This is a genomic window from Vibrio sp. 2134-1, from assembly GCF_033339495.1.
This window is the reverse complement of the sequence record NZ_JAWOUS010000002.1, coordinates 133239-148410: the sequence shown is the minus strand read 5'-3', so window position 1 is coordinate 148410 and position 15172 is coordinate 133239. Positions and strand designations below refer to the sequence as shown.

12 protein-coding genes are annotated in these 15172 nt (G+C 44.0%); 3 read left to right on the top strand and 9 right to left on the bottom strand.

The genetic code is table 11. The features are described from left to right. Positions 1–72: 72 nt before the first annotated feature. Positions 73–2430, bottom strand: coding sequence for an ATP-binding protein (locus R7R78_RS03045; RefSeq protein ID WP_225473017.1), 2358 nt, complete (start codon positions 2428–2430; stop codon positions 73–75). Continuing rightward, entirely contained in the window at positions 2423–3391 is a 969-nt protein-coding gene (locus tag R7R78_RS03040) for a cytochrome-c peroxidase (protein WP_017820324.1), read from the bottom strand. Before R7R78_RS03040 ends, R7R78_RS03045 begins: the two co-directional genes overlap by 8 nt. A 498-nt stretch (positions 3392–3889) precedes the next feature. Here R7R78_RS03040 and R7R78_RS03035 point away from each other — a divergent pair, with 498 nt between their 5' ends. Both R7R78_RS03035 and R7R78_RS03030 read left to right on the top strand, forming a co-directional pair. After that, positions 3890–5266, top strand: a complete 1377-nt coding sequence (locus R7R78_RS03035; protein WP_053307604.1) for an NfeD family protein — start codon at positions 3890–3892, stop codon at positions 5264–5266. 10 nt (positions 5267–5276) lie between these two features. Next, positions 5277–6059, top strand: coding sequence for a slipin family protein (locus tag R7R78_RS03030; RefSeq protein WP_005373196.1), 783 nt, complete (start codon positions 5277–5279; stop codon positions 6057–6059). A gap of 41 nt (positions 6060–6100) precedes the next feature. On the opposite strand, the gene R7R78_RS03025 is transcribed toward R7R78_RS03030, so the two are convergent. Continuing rightward, positions 6101–6535, bottom strand: coding sequence for a globin (locus R7R78_RS03025; protein ID WP_017633662.1), 435 nt, complete (start codon positions 6533–6535; stop codon positions 6101–6103). 243 nt (positions 6536–6778) lie between these two features. Between R7R78_RS03025 and R7R78_RS03020 the strand changes: the two genes are divergently transcribed. Further along, positions 6779–7435 carry an NAD(P)H-dependent oxidoreductase gene (locus tag R7R78_RS03020; protein WP_064354707.1) on the top strand — a complete coding sequence of 219 codons (657 nt, stop codon included), beginning with the start codon at positions 6779–6781 and terminating at the stop codon, positions 7433–7435. 96 nt (positions 7436–7531) lie between these two features. Here R7R78_RS03020 and choV read toward each other — a convergent pair whose 3' ends face one another. The 6 genes from choV to betI all read right to left on the bottom strand — a co-directional run bounded on the left by choV (position 7532) and on the right by betI (position 14580). Beyond that, complete coding sequence (gene choV, locus R7R78_RS03015) at positions 7532–8710, bottom strand: choline ABC transporter ATP-binding protein (protein WP_042523602.1); 1179 nt, start codon at positions 8708–8710, stop codon at positions 7532–7534. Positions 8711–8712: 2 nt separating this feature from the next. Beyond that, the gene (choW, locus tag R7R78_RS03010) at positions 8713–9555 is read right to left on the bottom strand and encodes a choline ABC transporter permease subunit (protein WP_005392552.1); all 843 of its coding nucleotides are present in this window, start codon (positions 9553–9555) and stop codon (positions 8713–8715) included. Positions 9556–9630: 75 nt separating this feature from the next. Continuing rightward, positions 9631–10569 carry a choline ABC transporter substrate-binding protein gene (locus R7R78_RS03005; RefSeq protein ID WP_005382646.1) on the bottom strand — a complete coding sequence of 313 codons (939 nt, stop codon included), beginning with the start codon at positions 10567–10569 and terminating at the stop codon, positions 9631–9633. A 36-nt stretch (positions 10570–10605) separates the two neighbouring features. Next, a complete protein-coding gene (gene betA, locus R7R78_RS03000) occupies positions 10606–12321 on the bottom strand; it encodes a choline dehydrogenase (protein WP_005373209.1) in 1716 nt (571 codons plus the stop codon). Positions 12322–12501: 180 nt separating this feature from the next. Then, on the bottom strand, positions 12502–13962 hold the full coding sequence (gene betB / locus R7R78_RS02995) for a betaine-aldehyde dehydrogenase (protein WP_053307603.1): 1461 nt from the start codon (positions 13960–13962) through the stop codon (positions 12502–12504). An 18-nt stretch (positions 13963–13980) separates the two neighbouring features. Continuing rightward, complete coding sequence (betI, locus tag R7R78_RS02990; protein ID WP_017820329.1) at positions 13981–14580, bottom strand: transcriptional regulator BetI; 600 nt, start codon at positions 14578–14580, stop codon at positions 13981–13983. Positions 14581–15172 lie beyond the last annotated feature (592 nt).

Genomic DNA, 15172 nt, shown 5'->3' with positions numbered 1-15172 from the left:
ATCAACACTATCCGTCCTTGCCACAGTAAACCACAACAAAATGAGTTAAGGAAAGCATCGCACTCACAGGGACTATAAAATCTGTTGAGGATCGGCATTGTTCTTCTGGATATCATCCAAAAGTCTATGAGACTGATGGATGTTGACCTGTAACCGATTGATCAGCATCTGCAACTGCTCAATCTCGGGACTTTGGTTGGCTTTAAGTTGAGTTTCCAGGGCCTCCGTTTGGCTCGCCAAAATAGGTAAACTTAGGTTCAGTGCCATCCCTTTCGTTTTGTGCAACGTCAGCTCTAATGAAGCAAAGTCTTCAGCCATAAAGTATTCAATAAGCTCATCAACAGATGTCTCAAAATCGACAATAATGCTTTTTAGCAGCTCGTCGAGCGCTTCTGGCTCATCTCGTAAAGAAGCAAACATGCCTGAGCGGGAGAGTTCTTCCTCTGTTAACCTTAAGTTCTCGATTGGCTTACGTTGCAACTGAAGCACATTGCTGTCACTCGTTAGTGGCGGATTCTGTTTCGGTTCGAGTCTGGCGGCAAACTGTTTGAGAGCGTCTGAAAAGCTCTCATGCTGTAGCGGTTTCGTAAGCACATGGTCTGCTCCTGCTTCAATAAAGCTATCGTGAGCTTCACGAAATACGTCTGCCGTGTACGCAAAGAGTAATGTCTTGATACCTAACTCTTGTCGGATAACGCGTGTCGCCTCAACGCCATTCATCTCGGGCATATGGTTGTCCATCAAGATCAGGTCGTACTCGTTCTCTTTCGCCTTTTTAACCGCGATTAATCCATTTTCTGCAACATCCACTTCATGCCCAAGCTTTTCGCAAAACCCTTTTGCCACAATGGCATTCACACGGTTATCATCAGCAAGTAGTATCTTTAAATGGTGTGATTTTGCGCGAGGTTTCGGTGCTTCTTGCTGCTTTTTCGGAGCAGATTCTACCCAAGGAATCGGCAACTCAACGATAAATTGACTTCCAACGCCTTCTATACTCTTCAGAGTAATATGGCCACCCATCAAATCGGTTAGTTTTTTGACGATGGCTAACCCAAGCCCTGTTCCGCCGAACCTTCGAGTCGTTGATGAGTCTGCTTGCTCAAACGAGTTAAAAATATGCTCGTGCTTGTCTGGCGCAATACCAATACCGGTGTCGCTCACGCGCATGACCAACAACTGATTCGATTCATCTAACTCAGTTCTAACCAGCACATGCCCTTCGTTGGTAAACTTCACCGCGTTACCGGCGAGATTAAACAAGATCTGTCGTAAACGCGCACAATCTCCAGTAAATTCAGTATATTCAGAAACCTCGTTTTCCAAGATTAACTCGATATTTTTTTCATCAACAAGTGGTTTTATTGCGCTACACACCGGAGAAAGCACTTGATCGAGCTTAAACTTAGCTTGCTCAAATTCCAGTTTGTTTTCTTCAACTTTAGAAAAATCCAAAATATCGTTGAGGATAGTCATCAGATGCTGGCCAGAATCAAGAATAACCCCAATATGCTCTTTCGTCGTCGGCTCTTTGGTCTCTTCTGCAATCATTTGAGAAAGCCCTAGTACACCATTCATCGGCGTCCTTAGTTCGTGACTCATTGCAGCGAGAAAATTTGATTTCGCTTTTGCCGCTCGCTCGGCTTTGTTTCTCGCCTCTTCAATTTCAAGATTCAACTGTTTTAAGTTATGCATTCGGTGATGTGACTGATAAACAAACGCGCTAACTAGAAACATCACCGCGATAAATACAAACAACCACGTAAAACGCGCCTCACTTTGAGCAATATTGAGTAACCGATGCTCTGAGCTTTCGACAAACTCAATATAAGTGTGATCAAGCAGTTCATTCGTCAGCAATTCAATTCTTTTATCACTCGTTTGAAGCCGTTTAAGGAAGTTCGCTTCCTTTTCACTCTCAACTTCAGTTTGTGTTAGAAGCAACTGGTTGAGAAATTCAAAATAACGACTGCCACCCAAAGATTGACCGCTCTCGGTAGAAACATCTTGCTGATATAAATTGAACAACATGAGTAATGCATACCGATTTTCTACCTGAACACCAATTAACATATCAAGCTTCAACGTTGTTTGAAGCACTCGCTCCTTAAACTGTTCAAGCGTATCCCTAACTTTTATACGATTGGGTGTCACGGGAAACCAAACTGATGCCTTTGATGATTCCAACAGTGCCTGTACTGCGATTTCTATCTCTACTAAAGATGTTGTTAACTCATAGTTTTTCCTATCTTCAACGGCATATCGGTTCACGATAACATCACGCTCTTCAATCAACTCATGTCCGATATTCATTAGCCCAGCATGAAATTCTTGAGCGTTTTTTGAATTCATATACGACATATACGCCAGTGTGCAGCACGTCAGTATCCCAATAAAAAAGCAAAAGTTGATCAGTTTGAATTTATTCATTTTCCAACACCTCTAAAATTATGGGTCTAGGTGCTGTCAACGACTGCAAGAATGCTTCAATGTCCGCGACATTCTCATCGTTCATCGTTATACCGAGCTGGGTTTTAGCCATGATTTGTATCGCGTCGGATAACTTATCGACTTGCCCATTATGAAAATAAGGACTCGTTAGCGCGACATTGCGTAAACTGGCTACTCTAAAATAGAATCGCTCTTCATCTTCTATCGTAACGAGTTGCCTGCCCGAGTCCTCTACTACTGGCTTATCCTTGAAATAGGCGAACCTTTGGATCATCGCTCCGCCGATATTTTTGCCCTGATGACACTGCACACAACCTGAAGTCTGAAATGTTTTCCAACCTCTGATTTGCTGTTCACTCAGTACATGCGTGTAACCCAATAAGTAAGCATCGAATGGTGCGCCAGGCGTCTGCAGCCCTTCAACAAACTCCACAATAGCGGACTTGATATTATGAACGTTAATCGGCAATTCACCGTCACGATTAAATAGAGCTTGATAATGTTCACTCTCTTTTACATATTGCTCTATTGTTTGCCAGTTTGAATCCATTTCCATTGGATTATGGATTGGACCATCAATCTGAGCCATCAAGGTGTTTTCCGTACCATCCCATAAAAAACGATAATTTAACGCTGCATTAAACACTGTTATAGAATTTCTAATTCCATCACCTTTCACCCCCGTAGAGACAGGTGTATTTTCAGCGCCATTGGTTTGCAGATTGTGGCATGTCGCGCAGCTGACATTACCATTTGACGATAATTGAGGATCGCGGAAGAGATGCCAGCCAATTCTCGCTAGCTTAATATCCACATTAGGATCACCCTGTATGGGCTGAACTAGGGAGATATCACCTAACATCTTCGCGTTTCTTGCGGTTGTTGTTTGGCTCAAAATGAGTGTTACAACAGCTAGTGCGATTGCGCTGAATTGCCTCATCAACTACATACCTTAAACTTATCATTGATATGAATTTAGTTGCATTTTGGCGTTTTTTCCACCGACAGGAAGTTGAAAAAACGAGTTAAGTATTGCTTTGTTTAAGGCTTTGGTTGAAGAGGGAGTAATAAGGCGAATAGGAAGAAACCTATCGCCTTATGAGTAGCTAACGTATTGAAATCTGAGTTTAGTGTAGAAAAGCCAAAAACCGTTGAAACCAAGTCACCTCTCCATACGAGATCAGATCGAAAATAGTAAAGAATACGGCACAGATAACGGCCAACTTAATCAAACGCTGAACAATAAACATAAACATCACAATTACCAATAATTTGCTTTAGTTTACTATCTCACACAGCGTTTATATATAAAAATGTAGTCTCCTAATTAGCCTCGGGAACTTATTCATTAGAACCTATACTCAAGCATCTCTAAGTTATTTGGATATACTTGAATTAGGATTTCAAAAAGTCCCTGTGACCACACAAGGAGGACTGCATGAAACGACTATGGATATGGTTCTTACCTTTACTCTTGATTGCCAGTCAAGCACTGGCGAATACCGTTTGGATTGTTCCTGTCAAAGGCGCTATAGGGCCTGCTACTAGCGACTATTTATCTCGTGAAATAGAAGAAGCTCAACTAAACGGTGTCAGTTTAGTGATCTTAGAGATGGACACACCAGGCGGCTTAGATAGCGCAATGCGAGATATTATTCACGCGATTACCACCTCCTCGACTCCCATTGCAACTTGGGTCGGCCCATCTGGTTCTAGAGCTGCCAGTGCAGGAACATACATCTTGCTCGCTAGTCACGTAGCCGCCATGGCTGAAGCGACAAACCTCGGAGCTGCAACGCCCGTCGCGTTAGGTGGTACGCCTCAACCTCCTTCATCGGATGATGGCAAAGATCAAAACGCGGAAGAAACGCCAGAAGGAACCAACGAAGGTTCAGAGAAAGTTCCCGCGAAAACCGCAATGGAGAAAAAGGTGATTAATGATGCTAGAGCCTATATTAAAGGCTTAGCAAAGCTTCATGGCCGAAATGCAGAGTGGGCAGAGAAAGCAGTGAGCGAAGCAGCGAGTTTGGACGCCACAGAGGCATTGGAATTAAACGTTATTGATTATATAGCCAACTCACCAGAGGATTTAGTCAAAGCCATTGATGGACAAACTGTTAAAGTTAACAATCGTGATGTGACATTGTCACTGGAAAATCCCGTATGGATTGAAAGAACACCCGACTGGCGAGCAGAAATGCTAGCCGTTATCACCAATCCAAACGTTGCCTACATTCTAATGCTCATCGGCATCTACGGTTTACTTCTTGAATTTTACAACCCAGGAATTGGCTTACCCGGTGTGCTAGGTGGGATTTGTCTGCTTCTTGCCATGTACGCACTACAAATGATGCCCGTCAACTACGCAGGTCTTGGTCTGCTGTTACTCGGTATTGCACTAATGATAGCGGAAGCATTCAGCCCGAGCTTTGGTATTTTGGGCTTAGGCGGCGTTGTCGCCTTTGTACTCGGTTCGATATTTCTCATGGACAGTGAGTTACCAGGATTCCAGATCGCCCTTCCTTTGATTTTTGGTATTGCCATATTTTCCGTGGCTCTAATCGTGCTGACCGTCGGCCTGCTGCTCAAAATTCGTCGCCGGCGTGTAACGACGGGTTTAGAGACTTACCCTGGGAAGGTCGCCGTGGTAAGCGATGACTTTATCGATGGCGAAGGACGCGTTCAACTCAACGGTGCGTTATGGCGAGCTAAAGCCAAAGACCATCAACAATTCAAACAAGGTGATCACGTCACCATTGTTAATGTTAAAGGGCTGACCTTAACTGTGATGCCTGATGACCGCCAAAATAAATAGGAGGCGCTTTATGATGCTCTATACCGTTGCGGTGATCGTGGTGCTGCTGTTCGCACTAGCGACCCAAATGTTCAAGGTTTTGAGAGAATACGAACGTGGGGTTGTGTTCTTTCTTGGTCGATTTCAAGAAGTCAAAGGACCTGGTTTGATCATCCTTATCCCATTTATTCAGCAAATGGTGAGGGTTGATTTACGTACTGTCGTTTTGGATGTGCCGACACAAGATTTAATTACCAAAGATAACGTTTCTGTGCGCGTCAACGCGGTCGTTTATTTTCGTGTAGTTGATCCTCAAATGGCGATTAACAATATTGAAAGCTACAGCGATGCTACCAGCCAGTTAGCACAAACCACGCTGCGCTCGGTATTGGGTCAGCATGAACTCGATGAATTGCTATCAGAGCGAGAACGCCTCAATAAGGATTTACAATCCATTCTCGATCAACAGACTGATGACTGGGGAATCAAGATTGCTACGGTTGAAGTCAAACATGTTGATTTAAATGACAGCATGGTCAGAGCCCTAGCCCGTCAGGCAGAAGCAGAACGTAACCGTAGGGCGAAGATCATTCACGCTACTGGTGAGTTAGAGGCTTCAAATAAATTAAAAGAAGCAGCGCAAATGCTCAACGAAGCACCGAATGCATTGCAATTACGTTACATGCAGACACTCACTGAAATCACTACAGACAAAACATCCACTATTATTTTTCCAATGCCGATCAATCTTGTCGAAGCTGTCAGTGATATCGCCGAAGCGGTGAAAAAGAATAAAGAGACACAAGATAAGTAAGATTCTGCCCCTAGGAAGTAACGACCACTCACGTTACTTCCTTATTTGGTACTCGCTTTAAGGATGTGCCCATCTTCTTTATCACATTCTTGTTTCATTACTTCTAAGCCCGTTTTAAAGCATGTTCGCCAAGCGGTTTCAACATCGGCATCGTACCCAGAATCACACTGCCGAACCGTTTCTAACAAACTCTCAAGCCAAACATCAAAATCCTGCGGCTCTATACCAATATCTGCACTTGCATGCTTTTTCCCATACTTTTCCACCATTTTGTGCGCTTCGGTCGAGGTATCTGCCATCATAAAAAATACGATAGACCCTCTAAGCATTCTCACTTGTTGGTGCATGTCTATACCGTCAAACTTCTGTCTAAAGTTGGCACTTTTCGACCATAAATTTTTGTAGAACAAGTCGAAAAACTCCTGATCTGAAGTACAACGTTCATAGCTATCATTAAAAACTTCAATCACGTTCATGTTGCTTTCCCCTACGCCTTAATATGAGTTTAATTTAATATCAAATAAAAGCTTCCAAATAAGGACTTTTAAGTTTCAAACCGATCAACCCACATCGATTTTCAACAAAAAGTAAAAAGTGATTTAAATAAACACCCTCTTATCAATGAAAAAATATCCATTATCATGACCCCATATTCGAGGTACGCATGGTTGTCGATGCTAGTGCATCCTCATCTGTCATCACATAAAGAGGATATAAACGTGTCCCATCAAATCATTACCGATCTAAATAGCCGTTACACTGCAAAAAAATATGATGAAACCAAGCGCGTTTCTCAAGAAGACATGGCGATAATCAAAGAAGCACTGCGCTTGTCAGCGTCTTCTATCAACTCACAACCATGGAAATTCATCGTTATTGAAAGTGATGAAGCGAAGCAACGTTTCCACAATACGTTTGCAAATATGCATCAGTTTAACCAACCACACGCGAAAGCCGCATCACATACGATTCTGTTTGCTTACGATCCTAAATTTACTAAAGAGAAATTTGCGAAGCGTGTGGATGCAGAAGTAACATCTGGCCACTTGCCAGCGGAGATGTACAACAACTTTATGGGTGCTTACGCTTTTGCCGATGCAAATACGGACGAAAATGGCTTCAACGGAAACTGGACAAAAGCACAAGTCTATTTGGCACTAGGCAACCTACTACACACATTGGCACGACTAGGCATTGATTCAACACCGATGGAAGGTGTCGATCCGGCTCTGATTGGAGAAGAGTTTAAAGAAGAGCTCGAGGGCCATATTTGTGAAGTTGCACTGGCGATTGGCTACCATAAGGATGGGGAAGATTATAATCATGGTCTTCCAAAAGCGCGCCTTGCAATGGATGATGTAATTACGACTCTATAGTCGACCATTGTCTTAGCTTAGCGACTTAAGTCATTGTTTAAACTAAAAAGAGCCGCATTAATGTGCGGCTCTTTTTTACTTGGTTCTGCGTCAACTTTACGCTACTTGCTCTGACTTAAAATTACCAAGCAATGCATCGTAAAGCTCATTGTCGCTTAACACACCAACCAGCTTATTATCTTCAACCATAAGCAGAGGCTGATTGCTACGCTGTTTAAGTTCAATCGCTTCTCGCATACTGATTTCTGGGCTAACCTGAACCAGAGAGTTTTCATTAACTTCGTCAAGGTTCGAAGAGTCGCTCTTCCATTGAATCAACGATTTATCTTTATCCGCTAAACTTAACCCCTTGCTCTCTTGTATCACCCAAATATCTTTATCAGGGCAAATCAGAACACGCGTATCTTCGCGAACCAAATCGTCACGCATTAAGGAACGTCCCTTCAGCACATTTAATGGATTAGTGTGAGCAACAAAGTCCGCCACATAATCGTTTTCTGGAGCAAGAATGATCTGTTCTGGCTTGCCATGTTGAATCAGCTTTCCTGATTCCATAATGGCGATGTTGTTACCGATTTTAAGTGCTTCATCTAAGTCGTGACTCACAAAAAGAATGGTTTTGTTTAGCTTTTCTTGAAGCAGAATCAATTCATCTTGAAGCTGAGCGCGAATCAATGGGTCAAGCGCTGAAAACGGCTCATCCATTAACAAGATATCTGTGTCCATCGCGAACGCTCGCGCTAGGCCAACACGCTGCTGCATACCACCAGAGAGCTCGTGCGGGAATTTCGTTTCCCACTCAGACAAACCGACCATTTCGAGCTGTTCACGCGCTTTTTTACGGCGCTCTGCTTTGCCAATGCCTTGCATTTCTAGACCAAACGCAACGTTATCTAATACCGTTAACCATGGCATCAATGCAAACTTCTGAAACACCATGGATACGCGGTGAGTACGAAGGTGGCGCAACTTCTGTTCGTCACAGTTAGAGAGCTCAACCATGTCGTCGCCGTCTTTAATTTTCAGAGAGCCACGAGAAATATCGTTCAACCCGTTAACCGTTCGCAGCAAACTTGATTTACCCGAGCCCGAAAGCCCCATCAAGACACAGATCTCACCCTGTTTCACGTTCAGCGAAACATTATCAACCCCAACCACTTGGCCAGTTTCATCAATGATTTCTTGTCGAGACTTCCCTTGATCTAGTAGTGCTAGCGCCTGTGCTTGTTGCTGACCAAAAACGACATCAAGATTTTTAATAGTAATAGCGTCCATGATTATGCCTCCTTCTGGTTTGGTGCTTTACACAAGCGATCAAGAATGATGGCAACGAGTACAATCGCTAAACCAGCTTCAAAACCTTGTGAAATGTTTACCGTATTCAGTGCACGTACGACTGGCTTACCAAGTCCATCAGCGCCAACAAGCGCCGCAATGACCACCATAGAAAGAGACAACATAATGCACTGCGTAACGCCAGCCATAATACTTGGCAATGCCGCAGGTAACTCCACCTTAAACAGTAGCTTCATACGGCTGGCACCAAATGCTTTACCCGCTTCAAGTAGCTCCTCCGGCACTTTAATAATGCCGAGGTACGTCAATCGAATTGGCGCAGCGATAGCGAAAATGATGGTCGAGATTAGGCCAGGAACAATACCCAATCCAAACAGAACCAAGGTTGGAATTAGGTAAACGAATGTCGGGACGGTCTGCATTAAATCGAGTATTGGCCGCAACAAGGTGTATAACCAAGGACGGTGCGCCGCCATAATGCCCAACGGCACGCCAATTAATACGGAAATCGTTGTCGCTGCAAACACAAGGACAAAGGTTTCCAGCATTTCTTGCCAGTAACCAAGGTTGAGAATTGCGAGTAAGGCCAACACGATAAATACGACAAGAGGAATGCTGCGGTGTAAGAACCAAGCAATTGCCGCCGTCATAATGATTGGCGCTGCAGGTGGCATCCATTTAAAAATGTCCACCACGAAAAGAATGATCGTTTCAAGTGTAATAGAGATTGCATCGAAAAAACCCGATGCATTGATGGTTAACCAATCGACGCCAGTTTCCATCCATTGGCCCAACGGTAGTTTGTTGTCCGTAATAAAATTCAAAATAAAACCTTTGTGTTAATGAAGCGGGCAAAACTGCCCACTTTCTTTTAAAAAAACGAGCTCAAATACTGCTTATTAAGCGTTTGTTTTTAAGTAGTTTGTAATAGCTGTTAGCGCATCTTGGCCATCTACCGTTTTCACGCCCTCTAGCCACGCTTCAATTTGCTCTTGGTTTGCATTCAACCATGCTTGCGCTGCTTTTGATGGCTTCTGTTTCTGGTTAAGAATCGCTTCCATCAGTTCATTTTCCATTTCTAGGTTAAACTCTAGATTTTTCACTAGCTGACCTACATTTGGACACTCAGCGAGGTAATTTTTACGTACGTTTGTGTAGACGTTCGCGCCGCCGTAGTTAGGACCGAAGAAGTCATCACCACCCGCTAGATATTCCATTTCAACGTTACTATTCATTGGGTGCGGCGCCCAACCTAGGTACACAATCCATTGATTGCGGCGTGCGGCACGTGATACTTGAGATACCATGCCAGCTTCACTGGACTCAACTAGGCTGAAATCTTTTAGGCCGAATGCGTTACTATCAATCATTGACTGAATTAAGCGGTTGCCATCGTTTCCTGGTTCAATGCCGTAAATGCGGTCTTTAAATTTGTCGGCATGTTTTACTAGGTCAGCGAAGTTGGTTACGCCTGCGTCATAAACGTATTTTGGAACCGCTAGCGTGTACTTTGCGCCAACGAGATTCGCGCGTACGGTTTCAACAGTACCTGCATCACGGTATTTCGCGATATCACCTTCCATCGTTGGCATCCAGTTACCTAAGAAAATGTCGATATCGCCATTAGCCATAGAGGAGTAAGTTACAGGCACAGACAGAAGATCGGTCTTCGTTTTGTACCCCAACCCTTTAAGTAACTCTGATGTAACGGCAGTGGTCGCTGTGATGTCAGTCCAACCTACATCTGCGAAACGAACCGTTTCACATTGGTTGGCGTAAGCGCCTGTTGCTAAAGTACTTAGTGCAATTGTTGAGAAGATTTTTGTCATCTTAGACATGTTGAATTCCTTGTAATGATTACTGACTTTTTCATTTTATGAGATCGAATCGAGATCTCTTTTTGGCGGATGCATTCGTTGCATCTCTTGCCAGTCCGGTGCAATCCAAACTGGTACGTTGTTCGACGTTTCTAGGGCGTTATCCAAAATCATATCCGCGGCGCGTTCTGCCACCATAATCGTTGGCGCATTTAAATTACCGTTCGGAATGGTTGGGAAAATAGAAGAATCCACCACACGCAAGCCTTGAATACCGCGTACTTGGCATCGCTCATTTAAGACGGCTAATGGGTCATTATCTGCGCCCATTTTGCAGGTACAAGATGGATGGTAAGCACTCTCGACGTTTTGCTTCACCCATTCATCAATCTGTTCATCCGTTGTGATGTTCAGACCGGGTTGGATCTCATCCCCACGAAACTCATCCATGGCTGGCTGATTGAGGATCTCGCGAGTAAGGCGAATACAATCACGCCAATCCTGCTTATCTTGTTCAGTGGAAATGTAGTTAAACTCAATCTTCGGCTTATCATTCGGATTCGCAGAGACAACTTCGACCGACCCGCGACTTTCTGGCTTGTTAGGTCCGACGTGCACTTGGAAACCATGACCATCAAAAGCAGCTTGCCCGTCATAGCGCATTGCCGCTGGCAAGAAGTGATATTGAATATTTGGCCACTTTAGTCCTTCACGAGAGCGGATAAACGCACACGATTCAAAGTGGTTAGTAGCACCAAGGCCTTTGCGAGTTAATATCCACTCAGTGCCAATCAAGCCCTTGCTCACCAAGCCTAATTTGCTGTTGAGCGTGATAGGTTGCTTACAGTGATATTGGAAGTACACTTCTAAGTGATCTTGCAGGTTTTTACCTACCCCTTCCAACGAGTGTTTCACCTCAATGCCCGCTTTTTCTAATACTGCCTTAGGGCCAATGCCTGAAAGCTGCAACAGCTGAACGGAGCCAACCGAACCCGCACTCGAAATCACTTCATTATTCGCAAAACATTGCTGAATTGAACCTGACTTTTCAAATTCAACGCCTACCGCTTTCTTACCTTCTGCACCAGTTTCTTCTAATAAAACTCGATGAACCGTCACCCTCTTCATTAGGGTGAAGTTTTTGCGTTTTTTAGCGCGGCTTAAGTATGCATTAGAGGTCGAAGCGCGTACGCCTTTGTCGACGGTCATATGCATTGGGCCAAAGCCCTCTTGCTGATAACCGTTGTAATCTTTTGTTTCTGGGTAGCCCGCTTCTTTGCCTGCATCAATAAAAGCTTGGTACAGTGGATTGAGCTTCATATCGTTGCCGTTACATGTGCCGACTGGACCGTGATCGCCCCGATATTCATCAGCACCACCAATCCAAGACTCTGCTTTACGGAAATAAGGCAAACACGACTGATAATTCCAGCCTTTCGCGCCTTCCTCTTCCCACTGGTCAAAGTCACAAGCGTGTCCGCGAACGTAAACCATGCCGTTGATAGATGAGCTACCGCCCAGAACTTTTCCGCGAGGACAATGAAGTTGGCGACCATCCAACCCTTGCTCTTCAACCGTCTCAAACTGCCACGCGTATTTTTCAGTGTTCATCGGGTAAGAAAGCGCCGTTGGCATTTGGATAAAAATACTTTTATCCGACCCACCCGCTTCGAGTAATAGGACCGAATTTTGACCACTTTCACTTAAGCGATCCGCTAACACACAGCCGGCCGAACCCGCACCGACGATGATGTAATCGTAGTGTTGTTGCATTTTTATTCTCCTAGGAGTTAATACTAATCACCCTAGATAAGTGAACGAAATTAGCGTAGGAAAAATGCTTGAGAACAAGGCGGAAATTTTGATAAGTAGTTAACCTACAATCAAAATTGACAACGTAGTTATCGAGCATTTTAACAAGCTAAAGTGGTCAGTTATCTACTATGAGTAGTATCATTTGTAAGGGCTTTCGAAGTCGCTTAGCTGAACCAGAACACTCTTCGTTTGTGTGTAATGTTTAAGGGTTTCGACTCCGTTTTCACGGCCAACACCTGATTGCTTGTAGCCGCCAACTGGCATTTCCGCAGGTGAGTCACCCCATGTGTTCACCCAACAAATACCCGCTTGAATTTGATGGATCACACGGTGCGCACGAGATAGGTTTTGAGTAAATACACCTGCCGCTAAGCCATAATCGGTGCCATTTGCACGCGCAATCACTTCCGACTCATCGCGGAATTTCAGAACTGACATTACCGGGCCAAAGATTTCTTGTTGAACGTGGTTCATGTCATCATCGCAATCGACAAATACGGTTGGAGCAACAAAGTTACCATTGGCTAGGCCATTGTCTGTTGCTTTGTAGCCGCCAGTCAGTAACGTCGCGCCACTCGCTTTCGCGGCTTCAATCGCTCCTAGAACTTTCGATTCATGATCTTTAGAGATTAGCGCGCCAATTTGCGTGTTCTCATCAAGCGGATCGCCGACGACTAACAGCTCGGTTCGGGCTTTAAGCTGTGCGATAAAGTCGTCATAAATACCTTCATGGACAAATACACGTGTACCGTGCGTACAAACCTCACCTTGGGTGTAGAAGTTCGCCACCATGGCCGCAGAAACGGCATCGTTTAACTTCGCATCATCAAAAATAATCAGTGGAGACTTACCACCAAGCTCCATCGTTACTTGTTTTAGTGTCTTAGCGCTGTCACTCATGACGACTTTACCGGTGCCTGACTCACCCGTGAATGACACTTTTGCGATATCAGGATGCGCCGTTAGCATCTGTCCTACTCGGTAATCCCCTTGCACGACATTAAATACGCCATCTGGCATGCCCGCTTCTGAATAAATTTCGGCGAGCTTAAGCGCCGTTAATGGTGTTTCTTCTGATGGCTTGAAGATCATTGCGTTGCCCGCAGCCAGTGCTGGCGCCGATTTCCACATCGCAATTTGAATTGGATAATTCCAAGCGCCAATACCCGCGCAAATGCCCAATGGCTCACGACGTGTATAGAAAAACTGATCGTCGCTGAGTGGCTGCTGTTCACCTTGTAGACTTGGAGCAAGGCCAGCGTAGTACTCAAGAACATCGGCACCTGTTGTGACATCAACCGCGATAGCTTCTTGAATGGGCTTACCAGTATCTGCCACTTCCAATGCAGCCAGCTCGTCATTACGCTCACGTAAAATGGCAACGGCTTTGTGTAAAATACGGCTGCGCTCAATCGCAGTCATCGCCGACCATGCAGCAAAACCTTTCTTTGCCGATTCAATCGCTGCTTGAAGATCGTCTTGGTTCGCTTGTTTAATGTTGGCCAATGGCTCACCATTCGCCGGATTGTAAGTGGTGAAGTGTTCATCTGAACACCCGTCGTACATCGCACCATTGATATAGTGTGCTTTCATTTCCATTTTGAAGACCTGTAACTTTTATATTTTTTCAGAATAAAACGTAAGTTGTTTTTCGAGATAATCGTTGATGATGATTCTCGCTCTTTCTGCATCAATGCCTTGCGGGTTGAGCGTTCCGCGCAGCCAAATTCCATCAATAAGTGATGCAATACCATGAGCAACCAATTCAGCCTGCTCTGCATTTAATAATGCTTTGAGTTCTTTTCTTAGGTGGGACAATAGACGTCGTTCGTTGACACGCTGCAAACGCTTGAGCTGCTCGTCATGCATTGAGTACGACCAAAACGCCAGCCAAGTCTTGGCAACTTGGTTTTCTGCCTGATAGCCGACAAAATTACCATCAATGATGGCGTTAATTCTTTGGTGATGAGCATCACTTGGCAGCTCACGTAACTTCTGTGTGATAGTGGACGAAAGCTGACGCAAGATTTCGCGCATCGTTTCCTCCAGCAATCCGTGCTTACCACCGAAATAGTGGTTGATAATCCCCGTTGATACACCGGCTTCTTTGCTGATTAACGAAATACTCGCCGCGTGTAAACCGACTCTATCAATCACTGACATTGTCGCTTTCACAAGCTGCGGTTTTCTGATTTCAGGCATCCCCACCTTTGGCATTTTGCGTCCCTGTTATTTTTAATTGAACGGTTAGTTAAATATAAAATGCCTGAAAATTAATTCGAACTCAAATTATTTTTAAAGAAAAATGTTAGTAAAAAAGGATGAAAAGTTGAGGGTGTACGAAAAATTGCTCGGTAAGAACTTGTCGGGATAACTAGATTTCAGTTTAAGAACAAACAAATAAAGCAATTAAAATCAAGCGATTAAATGTAGATCCATTTTAAAAACGATGATGAACGAGTTGATTTTTGAACAACAAAAATCTGTGCCACAAAAAATTTATATCGACCACTAATCATTTCACCTGTACATGGTTTGTTTGTACAAAGAATAGACACACTAGTTTGTTATAGTTTTGTAGACACAAGTGGCATTCGCACTTTGAAGGTGAAGGAGGCAAAAAGAGAGGTTATATTGAACGCCATGAATATGCGATTCGATATCCTTAAGCCATTTTTAAGTAATATCGCCAAGTGACTTTAAGATTTTAGATTCAGCGTTTTATATTCGAAGCAAGGATCTCAAAGTCACTTGGCTATCAAAGTAAATGGGAGGGATAAGTTCAGATTCATCGTGCGATGAGCCTGAA

Coding starts and splice junctions, on each gene's coding strand:
- R7R78_RS03045 (WP_225473017.1), bottom strand. CDS start 2,430: ATGAATAAATTCAAACTGATCAACTTTTGCTTTTTTATTGGGATACTG.
- R7R78_RS03040 (WP_017820324.1), bottom strand. CDS start 3,391: ATGAGGCAATTCAGCGCAATCGCACTAGCTGTTGTAACACTCATTTTG.
- R7R78_RS03035 (WP_053307604.1), top strand. CDS start 3,890: ATGAAACGACTATGGATATGGTTCTTACCTTTACTCTTGATTGCCAGT.
- R7R78_RS03030 (WP_005373196.1), top strand. CDS start 5,277: ATGATGCTCTATACCGTTGCGGTGATCGTGGTGCTGCTGTTCGCACTA.
- R7R78_RS03025 (WP_017633662.1), bottom strand. CDS start 6,535: ATGAACGTGATTGAAGTTTTTAATGATAGCTATGAACGTTGTACTTCA.
- choV (WP_042523602.1), bottom strand. CDS start 8,710: ATGGACGCTATTACTATTAAAAATCTTGATGTCGTTTTTGGTCAGCAA.
- R7R78_RS03005 (WP_005382646.1), bottom strand. CDS start 10,569: ATGTCTAAGATGACAAAAATCTTCTCAACAATTGCACTAAGTACTTTA.
- betA (WP_005373209.1), bottom strand. CDS start 12,321: ATGCAACAACACTACGATTACATCATCGTCGGTGCGGGTTCGGCCGGC.
- betB (WP_053307603.1), bottom strand. CDS start 13,962: ATGGAAATGAAAGCACACTATATCAATGGTGCGATGTACGACGGGTGT.
- betI (WP_017820329.1), bottom strand. CDS start 14,580: ATGCCAAAGGTGGGGATGCCTGAAATCAGAAAACCGCAGCTTGTGAAA.